8 protein-coding genes are annotated in these 12,666 nt (G+C 65.1%); 4 read left to right on the top strand and 4 right to left on the bottom strand.

Annotated elements, in window-relative coordinates; genetic code table 11:
- Window positions 1-251: 251 nt before the first annotated feature.
- The 4 genes from AB5975_26855 to AB5975_26840 all read left to right on the top strand — a co-directional run bounded on the left by AB5975_26855 (window position 252) and on the right by AB5975_26840 (window position 7,208).
- Window positions 252-1,094 (top strand): helix-turn-helix transcriptional regulator, encoded by an 843-nt coding sequence (locus tag AB5975_26855; GenBank protein ID XDR20037.1) that lies wholly within the window; start codon window positions 252-254, stop codon window positions 1,092-1,094.
- Between the two features lie 42 nt (window positions 1,095-1,136).
- A complete protein-coding gene (locus AB5975_26850; GenBank protein XDR20036.1) occupies window positions 1,137-2,519 on the top strand; it encodes an aspartate aminotransferase family protein in 1,383 nt (460 codons plus the stop codon).
- Between the two features lie 106 nt (window positions 2,520-2,625).
- Window positions 2,626-4,119, top strand: coding sequence for an aldehyde dehydrogenase (locus AB5975_26845; GenBank protein XDR20035.1), 1,494 nt, complete (start codon window positions 2,626-2,628; stop codon window positions 4,117-4,119).
- A 203-nt stretch (window positions 4,120-4,322) separates the two neighbouring features.
- Complete coding sequence (locus AB5975_26840) at window positions 4,323-7,208, top strand: HD domain-containing phosphohydrolase (GenBank protein ID XDR20034.1); 2,886 nt, start codon at window positions 4,323-4,325, stop codon at window positions 7,206-7,208.
- A gap of 3 nt (window positions 7,209-7,211) precedes the next feature.
- Here the strand turns inward: AB5975_26840 and AB5975_26835 are convergent, their stop codons facing one another.
- The 4 genes from AB5975_26835 to AB5975_26820 form a co-directional block, all read right to left on the bottom strand.
- On the bottom strand, window positions 7,212-9,002 hold the full coding sequence (locus AB5975_26835; protein ID XDR20033.1) for a sigma-54-dependent Fis family transcriptional regulator: 1,791 nt from the start codon (window positions 9,000-9,002) through the stop codon (window positions 7,212-7,214).
- An 83-nt stretch (window positions 9,003-9,085) separates the two neighbouring features.
- The gene (locus AB5975_26830; protein ID XDR20032.1) at window positions 9,086-9,976 is read right to left on the bottom strand and encodes a transporter; all 891 of its coding nucleotides are present in this window, start codon (window positions 9,974-9,976) and stop codon (window positions 9,086-9,088) included.
- Window positions 9,977-10,036: 60 nt separating this feature from the next.
- Window positions 10,037-11,161, bottom strand: a complete 1,125-nt coding sequence (locus AB5975_26825; GenBank protein XDR20031.1) for an NAD(P)-dependent alcohol dehydrogenase — start codon at window positions 11,159-11,161, stop codon at window positions 10,037-10,039.
- A gap of 18 nt (window positions 11,162-11,179) precedes the next feature.
- Window positions 11,180-12,649 carry a benzaldehyde dehydrogenase gene (locus tag AB5975_26820; protein XDR20030.1) on the bottom strand — a complete coding sequence of 490 codons (1,470 nt, stop codon included), beginning with the start codon at window positions 12,647-12,649 and terminating at the stop codon, window positions 11,180-11,182.
- Window positions 12,650-12,666 lie beyond the last annotated feature (17 nt).

Raw genomic sequence — 12,666 nt, 5'->3', positions numbered from 1 at the left:
CGCAGTACGCGAGCAGGCTCGCTACCGGTGGGCGTTGTGCAAGGAGGTCGAGCGAAAGGCTCGCAGCGCTGGGCGGGTTGATGCTCCCACACCCTGCAGGCACCCGGAATCACCCTTTGGGGTGAGCAGGGGCGGACCTTGTCCGGCTCACCCCAAAGGGTGATTTCGGTGTCCGCAGGGCCGTGGGAGTATCTGGTCAACAACGCACCGCACAGGCGGCGGTGCCACTGAAAAGAAACGGCAGGCCCACAGTGACGACTCAATTGCTTTCAGAACACTGGTTCGAGCACCAGGCCAAGGTCACCGAGGCAATCGGCCGGCCGGGCTTTGCCGCCAACCTGTTTGCCGCACTGGGTGTGATCCGGCCCATCCAGGCCACCACGGTGTACCTGTACCCGCACGATGGCATGCCCTGCGCGCTGTTCGAGCAGGACGACAAGGCGCCTTGGCAGCCCGAGGGCAATGTCAGCCGCTACCTGTCTGGCTTCTACCTGCTCGACCCGTTTTACGGTGCTTGCGTGGAACAGGTCGAATCCGGCTGTTACGGCCTGTTCGAGGTGGCGCCCGACCATTTCGAGGTCAGCGAGTACTACCAGTCGTTCTACCGCCACTCGCACCTTGAGGATGAACTCAACTACATCCTGCAGGTGGCGAACGGGCAAAGCCTGGCGGTTTCGCTGGCCTTCACCGACAAGCTCGATGGGCAAAGCCGCACGCTGTTCGGGCTTGTCACGCCTTGGGTGCTGGCGGTACTCAGCAAGCATTTTGCCGGGCTGGACAGCCGCGCCGGGCGCTTCGAGAACATCCTCGAGCAACGCATCCACGCCGCGCTGAACAACTTCGGCAGTTCGTTGCTGACCGAGCGTGAATGCCGCATCGCCCAACTGATTCTGCGCGGTCACTCGACCAAGTCGCTGGCCGAGCGTCTGGGGGTGTCGGAAGACACCATCAAGTCGCACCGCAAGAACGTCTACGCCAAGCTCGACATCGGTACCCAGTCCGAGCTGTTCTCCCTGTTCATCGACGCGCTGGCCAATGCCCAGGGCGTGCTGGGCAAGGACCCGCTTGAAAGCTACATGGGCAAGCTGCGCTGAGTGCCAGCCACCCTGCAACCCCACCGCAAAGGAAAACCAACAATGAACGCGCCTTTCGCCCCGCAACGCCAGACCCGCGACTACCAGGCAGCCGATGCCGCCCACCACATCCATGCCTTCCTCGACCAGAAGGCGCTGAACGCCGAAGGGCCACGGGTGATCGTCGGTGGCGAGCGCCTGCACCTGTGGGACAGTGAGGGCAAGCGCTACTTGGATGGCATGTCCGGCCTGTGGTGCACCCAGCTTGGCTATGGCCGCCGTGACCTGACTGCCGCCGCCGCCACGCAGATGGACCAGCTGGCCTACTACAACATGTTCTTCCACACCACCCACCCGGCAGTGATCGAACTGTCCGAGTTGCTGTTCAGCCTGCTGCCAGGGCACTACAGCCACGCGATCTACACCAACTCCGGCTCCGAGGCCAACGAGGTGCTGATCCGTACCGTGCGCCGCTACTGGCAGGTGGTCGGCCAGCCCAGCAAGAAGGTCATGATCGGCCGCTGGAACGGCTACCACGGCTCGACCCTGGCGGCCACGGCGCTGGGCGGCATGAAGTTCATGCACGAAATGGGTGGGCTGATTCCGGACGTGGCGCACATCGACGAGCCGTACTGGTACGCCGAGGGTGGCGAGCTGACCCCGGCCGAGTTCGGCCGCCGCTGCGCCCTGCAACTGGAGGAAAAAATTCTCGAGCTGGGTGCCGAAAACGTTGCCGGCTTCATTGCCGAGCCGTTCCAGGGCGCGGGCGGCATGATCTTCCCGCCAGAAAGCTACTGGCCGGAAATCCAGCGCATCTGCCGCCAGTACGACGTGCTGCTGTGCGCCGATGAAGTGATCGGTGGCTTTGGCCGCACCGGCGAATGGTTCGCCCATGAATACTTCGGCTTCGAGCCCGACACCCTGTCGATTGCCAAGGGCCTGACCAGCGGCTACGTGCCGATGGGCGGCCTGGTGCTGAGCAAGCGCATTGCCGAGGCGTTGGTGGAGCGTGGCGGGGTGTTCGCCCACGGCCTGACTTATTCCGGCCACCCGGTGGCGGCGGCGGTGGCCATTGCCAACCTCAAAGCGTTGCGCGACGAAGGCATCGTGCGCCAGGTAAAGGACGACACCGGGCCGTACCTGCAACGCATCCTGCGTGAGGTGTTCGCCGATCACCCGTTGATCGGCCAGGTGCAGGGGGCAGGGTTGGTGGCGGCGCTGCAGTTCGCCGAGCACAAGCCGACGCGCAAGCGCTTTGCCAACGAGAACGACCTGGCCTGGCAGTGCCGCACCTTTGGTTTCGAGGAAGGGGTGATCATTCGTTCGACCCTGGGCCGGATGATCATGGCGCCGGCCTTGATCGCCAACCACAGCGAGCTGGATGAGCTGGTGGAGAAAACCCGGATTGCCGTTGACCGCACGGCGCGGTTGGTCGGCAAGCTCTAACCCGCTCGCAAGCCCGGCACACTTCCTGTTGGAGCGGATAAACCCGCCCCAGCAGGGAGCGCGTTGCCTTTACGAAAAGACTGCTCCAAAGCGATCAGGAGTACAAATGTACACCCTCGAATTCTGGCAACAACGCGCCTCGGATCTGTACCTGCCGTCCCAGGCGTTGATCAACGGCAAACCCGTCAACGCACAGGACGGCGCCACCTTCGCCGCCATCAACCCCGCCACCAACAAGGTATTGGCACAGGTGGCTGCCTGCGGCCAAACCGAGGTCGACCTGGCTGTCGCCAGTGCCCGCCGAGCTTTCGAGCAAGGCCCGTGGCCACGCATGGCCCCTGGGGAGCGCAAGAAGGTGCTGCTGCGCTTGGCCGAGCTGATCATGGCCCATCGCGAAGAACTGGCCTTGCTGGACTCGCTGAACATGGGCAAGCCGGTGATGGATGCCTACAACATCGACGTGCCGGGCTCGGCACATGTGTTCGCCTGGTACGGTGAGGCGCTGGACAAGCTGTACGACCAGGTGGCGCCCACGGCGCCGAATGCGCTGGCCACCATCACCCGCGAAGCACTGGGTGTGGTCGCGGCCGTGGTGCCGTGGAACTTCCCCCTCGACATGGCCGCCTGGAAGCTGGCCCCGGCGTTGGCCGCCGGCAACAGTGTGGTGCTCAAACCCGCTGAACAGTCACCGTTCTCGGCCTTGCGCCTGGCCCAACTGGCGCTGGAAGCGGGCTTGCCGGAAGGCGTGCTGAACGTGGTGCCGGGGCTGGGTGAGCAGGCCGGGCAGGCGCTGGGCCTGCACCCGGATGTGGACTGCCTGGTGTTCACCGGTTCCACCCAGGTGGGCAAGTACTTCATGCAGTATTCGGCGCAGTCCAACCTCAAGCAGGTGTGGCTGGAGTGCGGTGGCAAGAGCCCCAACCTGGTGTTCGAAAACTGCCAGGACCTGGACCTGGCTGCGGAAAAGGCCGCCTTCGGCATTTTCTTCAACCAGGGCGAGGTGTGCTCGGCCAACTCGCGGCTGTACGTGCAGCGCGCCATCCATGATGAATTTGTCGAGCGTCTGCAGGCCAAGGCCCGCCAGTGGTTGCCGGGTAACCCGCTGAACCCGGCGAGCCGCGCCGGGGCCATTGTCGATGCCGAGCAGACTGGGCGCATCGAGGCCGCCATTGCGCGTGCCGGGCAAGAGGGCGCGCGGTTGGTGTGTGGTGGCCGGCGCCTGACCCTCGACGGTTCGGACAACTACATCGAGCCGACTGTCTTTGCCGGTGTCGAGGGCCGCATGAAGCTGGCGCGCGAAGAGGTGTTCGGGCCCGTGCTGGCCGTCAGCGCCTTCGACACGGAAGAAGAAGCGGTGCGCCTGGCCAACGACAGCATCTATGGCCTGGCGGCCTCGGTGTGGAGCGATGACTTCAACCAGGTACACCGGGTCGCGCGGGCGTTGAAGGCCGGCACCGTGTCGGTGAACACGGTTGATGCACTGGATGTGACGGTGCCGTTCGGCGGGGGCAAGCAGTCGGGCTTTGGCCGCGACCTGTCGCTGCATTCGTTCGACAAGTATTCACAACTCAAGACCACCTGGTACCAGTTGCGCGCCTAAGCGCCTGGCGCACTATTTGCCGTGCCTGTGAGATCGAGCGCCCCCGCGCGGCGCTCGATCTCACAGGCGCTGCAAATCCACCGGCAGGCACCTGAACGGCCTAACCCCATACTAATTTCCGTAACCCCAGCAAAAAGCTCACGCGCACTCTACACTGCTCCGGATATCAGCCAAGGCAATGCGCCATACATGGAGTACCTGGGATGGGCTACGTGTCGAATGGTCGTGCCTCTGGAAACGCCGGATGGGGTATTTCACTGCAGTGGCTGGTGGCGCTGGCCATTGTGCTGGGTATGCTGCTGCTGGGCGCCGCCCTGGCCTGGCAAGGCTATCGCGGCATTCGCCAGACCCTGGTAGCCGCCGCAGGCGATTCCGCCTTGCAAATGGGTAAGACCATCGACGAGCGTGCCCGGCGCCTGATCGACCCGGCGCAAAGCAGTATCCGCCTGCTTGCCTACAACCCGGCCGCGCACACCCTGGCGCAGCGCCTGGAGCGGTTGCCGCAGCTGGTGGAAACGCTCGACGCCAACCGCATGCTCAGCGCCGCCTACCTGGGCTACCCCAATGGTGATTTCTTGCTGGTACGGCGCTTGCGTGACCCGCAATTGCTGCAACTTTTCAGCGCGCCACCAGGCACGGTGTTTCTGGTGCAAAGCGTCAACCGTGAGGGTGGGGCGGTACAAGGCGAATGGCGCTTCTACGACCGGGCATTGAACTTGTTGCAGACCCAGGCCAAACCCGAGTACCGCTACGATCCGCGCCTGCGTCCGTGGTTCGTCGAAGCCGCAGCACAAGCCACCACCGTGCTGACCCGCCCCTACGTGTTTTTCACCACCCGGGAAGTCGGCCTGACCATGGCCCAGCGCAGCGTCGACGGGGGGACCGTGATCGGCATGGACGTGTCGGTCAATGACCTGGCCAGCGAAACCCAGGACTTGCGCATGACGCCCGGCACCGAGATTGTCGTGGTCGATGACCAGGGCCGCGTGGTGGCCTACCCAGACCTGCAACGGGTGATCGTGCACGAGGGGCAGGGGGTGCGCCTGTCGAGCGTTGGCGAACTGGGTATTGCCAGCTTGCAGCACCTGTTTGCCGACCTGCCGGCAGGCACCCAGCCGCAGCCTTACCTGGTGGATGGCCTGACCTGGTACGGCATGCGCGTGCAACTGACCACCTTGGCCGGGCAGAACCTGCAAGTGCTGATTGCCGTGCCGGCTGATGAGTTGCTGGCCGGCGCACGCAAGGTGTTGTTCGAGCAGTTGCTCTGGACAGCGGCACTGATGGTCGTCCTGCTGGTGCTCGGCGGTGTGATTGGCCGGCGCATCGCTCGGCCGTTGCGGCGTTTGGCCGAACAGGTGCAGGGCCTGGCCGGTTTCGATTTCGGCCGTGAAGTGGGGGTGCATTCGCGGGTGACCGAGGTGCGTGAGTTGAGCCAGGTGCTGAGCCGCATGTCTGGCACCATCGGCAACTTCCAGGCGATTACCCTCACGCTCAGCCGCGAACGCGACCTGGAGCACATGCTTGATGGTGTTCTGAGCCACCTGGTGAAGGCCGCAGGGGTCAACGCCGGCGTGGTGTACCTGTACGACGACGAGCGTGCACTGCTGCGCCTGGCCGCCTCTTGCCGTGGCGAGCAGTACCCGGTTGAACTGGTCGTGGACAAAGGCGACCAGCAGCGCCTGGCCGTTGCAGTGACCCAAGCCCTGGGCTTGCACGAGCATAGCCTGGCCGTGGTGCTCAATGACCGTAGCCAAGCGCTGCTGGGCATTCTGCTGTTGCAACTGGACGAAGCGCCTGGGCGTGCGCAGGCAGGTCAGCCGTTCCGGCGCTTTGTCGAGGAGCTGTCCGGGGTGGCGGCGGTGGCCATCGAGACGCGCCAGCTGGCCGAAGCCCAGCGGCGTCTGATGGATGCCATGATCAAGCTGCTGGCCGACGCCATCGATGCCAAGAGCCCCTACACCGGCGGCCACTGCGAACGGGTGCCCCAGCTGGCGCAGATGCTGCTGGACCAGGCCGTGGCAGCTGACAGTGGCCCCTACGCCAGCTTCAGCATGACCGAGGCCGAACGTTACGAATTCCGTGTGGCAGCCTGGTTGCACGATTGTGGCAAGGTCACCAGCCCCGAGTACGTGGTGGACAAGGCGACCAAGCTTGAGACCCTGTACAACCGCATTCATGAAGTGCGCATGCGTTTTGAAGTGCTCTGGCGCGATGCCGAACTTACCTACTGGCAGGGCCTGGCCAGCGGTGCCGAGCCGCAGGCCTTACGACGTGCCTTGAGCGTTGCCCAGGCCGAGCTGCAGGGCGACTTTGCCTTCGTCGCCCAGGCCAACATCGGCGGCGAGTTCATGCAGGACGCCGATATCCAGCGCTTGCAACAGATCGGCCAGCGCCGCTGGCTGCGCCATTTCGATAACCGCCTGGGTATCTCCCGTGATGAAGCGGAGCACCTTGCCGGCGTGGCGCAACCTGCGCTACCGGTAGCGGAACCATTGCTGGCCGACCGCCCCGAGCACTGTGTGCCCTGGGGCGCTCGCACGCCGCCGGTGGGCAAGGACGACCCGCGCAATACCTGGGGGTTCGACATGCGCTTGCCAGCCCACGCCAGCAACCACGGCGAGCTGTACAACCTGGCGATCCGCCGTGGCACGCTGAATGACGAAGAGCGGTTCAAGATCAACGAGCACATCGTGCAGACCATCATCATGCTCAGTTCATTGCCGTTCCCGCGCCACCTCAAGCGGGTACCCGACATCGCTGGCAACCACCACGAAAAGATGAACGGCAGCGGTTACCCGCGCCGGCTGGGCGAGCAGGACCTGGGCATTGCAGAACGGGTGATGGCGATTGCCGATATCTTCGAGGCGCTGACAGCGGCCGACAGGCCTTACAAACCGCCGAAGACCTTGTCCGAATCGGTGAAGATCATGGTGTTCATGGTCCGTGACGGGCACCTCGACGGGCAACTGCTGCAGCTGTTCATCAGCAGCGGGGTTTACCGCCAATACGCCGAGCGCTTCCTGCGCGCCGAACAGATCGACGAGGTGGATGTGGCCTACTGGCTGGAGCAGATACGCTGCCCGGCCTGAGCGTTACTGCTTGCCCAGGCGCTTGTACAGGGTAGTGCGCGAGATACCGAGTTCCTTGGCGGCGGCGCTGACGTTACCGGCATGGGCCAGCAGGACGCGTTCGATCACTTCCTGGGTAGCGTCGGCAAGGTTGCACGACGTCACGTGCGCCTGGCCTTGCAGGTCGTCGGGAAGGTGCTGCAGGTTGATGCACGGTTCGCCAGCGGCCAGCACCCCGACCAGGCGCGCCACGTTGTCCAGTTGCCGCAGGTTGCCCGGCCAGTGGTAGGCCTGCAATTGGCGCCTGGCCTCTGCCGCCAGCGGCGGGAAGCCTGGGCGCTGGAAGAAATTGTCGATCAGTTGCGCCTTGTCCAGGCGCTGTTCCAGGGCAGGCAGGGCCACGCGCAGGCCGTCCAGGCGGTAGAACAGGTCCTCGCGAAAGCCGCCGCTGCTCACCAGGCTGGCGAGGTCCTTGTGGGTGGCGGCGACAACGTGGGCCTTCAGCGCCACGCTGCTGGTGCTGCCAACACGGGTGATCTGCCGCTCCTGCAAGGCACGCAGCAGCCGGCTTTGCAGGGCCAACGGCATGTCACCGATTTCGTCCAGCAGCAAGATGCCGTCGCCGGCGGACTCCAGCAGGCCCACGGCGCCGCCTTTGCGAGCGCCGGTGAAGCTGCCTTCGGTGTAGCCGAACAGTTCAGCTTCGATGAGGCTCTCGGGCAGGGCTGCGCAGTTGATTGCAATGAACGGGGCCTGTGGGCAGCAGTGTTCGTGCAGCGCCTTGGCGAACACTTCTTTACCAGAACCGGTCGGCCCGGTGATCAGCACCGGCAGGTTTCCAGCCACGGCCTTGCAGGCATCTGCGAAGCGGGCGTTGACCCGCCGGTCGCTGCCCAGCGCCGTGTGGCTGGCCCGCAGTGGCCGTGGCTTGGCGGCAGGCTGCGCCAATAGCCGGCCATACAGGCGTGAGCCGTCGGCCAAGGCCAGCAGCTGCGGCGAGCCATCCAGGCCGTTGTGGCCAGGGCGGTCGAACAGTTGCTCCAGCGTCAGCCCTTCAGGGCGGTAGCTGGGCACGCCCAGCAACTGCTGTGCGGCGCGGTTGGCTGCGTACACCGTGCCATCGTCGTGCACGGCCAGCAGCGCCTGCAGTGGCGAACCGAGCAGCCTTGGGTCGTGTTGCAGCTCCAGGATGCGGCAGCCCGGCAGGCCGTGGAAGAAATTGTTTTCAGTCGCCAGCGCCGCATGTTTGAGGCGTTCGAGCATGGTCCCGGCATTGCGTGTGCCGATACCGGTCAGGTCCAGCGCCCCGAGCAGCTCGCCATTGACCCCGCGCAATGGCACGCTGACGCAGAAAAACTGGGCAAACTCCTGCAGGTAATGCTGGTTGCCGGCAACGATCGCCGGCAGGCCGTCCATCAGCGTGCAGGCCGGGGCAGTGGTGCCGACGTCGACCTCGCTGACCCGGCGCCCGGTGTGCAGGGCCGACAACGGGCCGTCGATGCCTGATGGCTTGCGGGTCTGGACAATGCGGTTATCCGGGTTGACGCAAAACAGCATCCAGTGCGAATCGCCAATCAGCTCCCATAACCGTTCCAGCTCTGGTTGCACGCAGGCAGCCAGTTGGCTGTCGGCCTCGGTCAGTGGCAGCACATCCAGCTGCCCGTGTGCCAGGCGCGGTTGCCACGGGCTGAGCCCGGCGGCCCTGGAACGCTCCCACGAGCGCTCGATAGGTTCCGGCAGCAGCCCGGCGGGCAACGGCAGGCCTTCGGCGAATTGCTGGCGGGCGCTGTGCAACTGGAGTTGTAGGCGATCCATGGGTACACCTTGTGAGGGTTTACGGCACGCTGCTGACTGCGCACGTTGCGCCGCTGCCAGCAGCGCGTCAAGGCTGCCGAGCATCAGAACAGCAGCAGCGCCCGCAGGTTGACCCCGGTGTCCTCCTGGAAACCACCGACCACGCGGGTGTCGTGGGTCAGCTGGCCGCTCAACTGCACGGTGCTGCCGACCATCTGCTGAAACTCCAGACGCACTTGCTGCACCTCGGTCTTCTGCCCCGTGTAGTCGCCCGACAGGTGCTGCTTGCCGCCTTCGCTGGCGGAGAAGCCCAGGGCCAGGCGCTGGGCCGGGTTGAAGTCGTAGCGCAGGTTGGTCTGCAACTGGTAGGTCGTGTCCTGGCGCAATGTCTGGCTGCCGCTGCCGGCCTTGTCGTTGCTGCCATAGAACACGGCATCGGCATACCACTCCATGGACCAGCGGCCCCACAGCGGTTCTACCCAGCCCAGTTGCAGGTCGCCTTTCCAGCGGTTTTCGCCCAGGTTCACACCGGCGCCGCGGTCGTATCGGCCCCACGGCAGGTACAGCAGTGGGGTAATGCCGAAGTAGCGGCCGCTGGCGCCCAGCCCAGGCTGGTTTACCAGCCAGAAGGTGGCACCGATGATCGGGTCGGCCATGCCGCTGTTGCTGCCCAGCGACTGCCCGCCAACCTTCACGTCGTAGACATGGCCGAAGGGCAGGAGTATTTGCGGGTCCACGGTGATGCCGGCAATCTCGGTGAAATGGATCAGACGCAGGATGCTGATGTTGGAGCGCAGGCTGGTGCCGTGTGTGGCGTCGGGCGCACCGTCGCCGTTGAAGCGGTCGGCGCGGCTGAATTGCTGGTACCAGGCGGCGACGTTGGTGCCTGGGGGCAGCGCCGTGTAGTCGCCGGCATTCACATCGACAGCCAGGGCCTTGGCTGAAACCAGCGCGCAGGCCAGCGTGCCCCAGGCAAGGCTGGAGTTCTTTATCATGTCAGGGGTTCCCTTGTTCTTGTTATGGCGTGGGGCAGCCCATGGCTGCCCCTGGGGGCGTTACTTCTGGATACGGATGATCGGTTTCAGCGTCAGGCCTTTTTCGCTGTCCTCGGCGGCCTGGTTGATCTGCTCGAAGTCATAGAAACGCACCAGTTTGTCGAAGGCGAAGCGGCCCTGCAGGTACAGGTTGACCAGCTCGGGGATGAACTTCTTCGGCACGCTGTCACCCTCGACGATGCCGCGAATGACCTTGCCGCCCAGCAGCAGGTCGTTGACGTCGAACTGTGCAGTGGTGCCCAGCGGCGGCGCACCGACCACCCCCAGTGCGCCACGGCTGCCAAGGGCATCCACGGCCTGGCGCAGCACTTCCGGGCGCCCCGTGGACTCCAGGGCGAACTGCACGCCGCCGCCGGTGATTTCGCGGATGGCTGCCACCGGGTCGGTTTCACGGCTGTTGACCACGTGGGTGGCGCCCAGCTCCAGGGCCAGCGCCAGACGCGAAGGCACCACGTCGACCGCGATGATGGTGGCGGCGCCTGCCACTTGCGCGGCCAGCACGGCGGACAGGCCCACCGCACCGCCGCCAAAGGCGGCAAAGGCGCTGCCCGGGGTGACCCTGAGCGAGTTGATCACCGCGCCGGCGCCTGTCTGGATACCGCAACCCAGCGGGCCAAGCAGCTCGATTGGCGCTTCCTTGGGCACCCGCACGGTGTTGTTCTCGCGCCCCAGTGCGTAGGTGGCGAACGACGACTGGGCGAAGAAGTGGTCATTCAGGGCGTAGCCTTGTTCATCCTGCAGCGCATGTTCGCCTTCGGGGCCAGCACCACTGAAATTGCGCCCGAAAAAGTCCTGGCAGTAGGCGGCCTGGCCGGCGTCGCAGGCCAGGCAGTGGCCGCAGTAGCCGTAGGTCATCACCACGTGGTCGCCCACGGCCAGGTTCTGTACCAAAGGGCCAACGGCCTCGACGATGCCAGAGCCTTCGTGCCCCAGCACCGCTGGCAGCGGCACGGGGTAGTACTGGTCGCGCACGATCATGTCGGTGTGGCACATGCCGGTGGCGACGATGCGCACCAGCACCTCATCACCTTGCGGCGCACGAATACGCGCCTGTTCCAGCACGAAGGGGGCGCCTTTGCCACGGGTGACGGCAGCTTGAATGGGGCGAAACAGAGGTGTTGTCATTGTTATTGTTCTCCGGGGTTACAGGGGGTAGGCAGGCGCTTGGCCCTTGAGGGTCAGCCATTGCCATTGGGTGAACTCTTCCCAGTTGGCGGCGCCACCGATGCTGCTGCCGTTGCCGGATGCACCCACGCCGCCGAAGGGGTTGATGACCTCGTCGTTGACGGTCTGGTCGTTGATATGCAGAAGCCCGGTGCGCAATTGTTCGCCCAGGCGCAAGGCGCGGCCGGTATCGCGCGACAGGATGGCAGCGCTCAAGCCGTAGTCCGTGTCGTTGGCCAGTTCCACGGCCTGCTCATCGCTATCGAACGGCACCACCACGGCCACGGGGCCAAAGATTTCCTCGTGAAATGCCGGGTTGTCACGCTGCACGTCGCTGAGCACGGTCGGCTGGAAGAACAGCCCGTCAGCCGCACCGCCGGTTGCCAGCGTTGCCCCGGCAGCGCGTGCGGCGTCGACGATGCGCAAGGCGTTGTCACGCTGGGCCGCGTTGATCAGCGGGCCTAGGTGTACCTGGCCGCTGGCCGGGTCGCCCACCGTCAGGCTGCGTGCCTTGGCCACCAGGCGTGCGACGAAGGCGTCATCGATGCCCCGTTGCACCAGCACCCGGCCGGTCGACATGCAGATTTGCCCCTGGTGCAGGTACACCCCCCAGGTAGCGTTGGCGATGGCCAGGTCCAGGTCGGCGTCGTCGAGGATGATCAACGAGTTCTTGCCTCCCAGTTCGAGCGAGACTTTCTTCAGGTGGCGACCGGCAGCTTCGCCCACTTTGCGGCCAGCGGCGGTGGAACCGGTGAACTGGATCATCGCCACGCTGGGTGACGCAGTCAGCGCTGCACCGGCCTCTGCGCCGCCCGGCAGCACATGCAGCACGCCTGCCGGCAAACCTGCCAGCTCGAAGATGCGGGCGATGACATGGCCGCCGCACACTGCGGTGCGCGGGTCGGGCTTGAGCACGACCGCATTGCCCGTGGCCAGTGCCGGGGCAACCGCACGCATGGCCAGGTACAGCGGGAAGTTGAACGGTGAAATGACTCCGATCACGCCCAGCGGGCGGCGCCGCGCGATGCTCAGGCGGCCGGCTGTGGAAGGCAGTACTTCGCCTTGGCTGCGCGAGGGAAGGGCACAGGCTTCGTGCAGCGCTTTGATGCTGATGGAGGCCTCGAAGCCGGCCTTGGCCTGGGTCGAGCCACTTTCGCGAACGATCCAGTTGGCGATCTCGGCCTGGTATTGCTCGGCGATAGCGGCGGCCTTGCGCAGGACTTTGGCGCGTTCGTCGTAGGGCAGGGCATACCAACTGCGCTGGGCCGTGGCGGCCTCGCGCGCGCTGTGCTCCACCTGTTTGGCACCGGCGTTGGCCAGGGCACCCAGTGCCACGCCATTGCCAGGGGAGGTTACGGCGGTGGCGGGCAGCTCACCGGGTACCCAGGTACCGGTGAACAGCCGCTCGTTCCAGAGTTCGTTGGGCAGTAAGGTATCCACGCAAAGCATCCTGTGTTGTTGTGTTC

Origin of the sequence: Pseudomonas putida, assembly GCA_041071465.1 — a bacterium.
Classification (GTDB): domain Bacteria; phylum Pseudomonadota; class Gammaproteobacteria; order Pseudomonadales; family Pseudomonadaceae; genus Aquipseudomonas; species Aquipseudomonas putida_P.
Note: the sequence above shows the minus strand (reverse complement) of the source record. Positions and strands in the feature narration are given on the sequence as shown.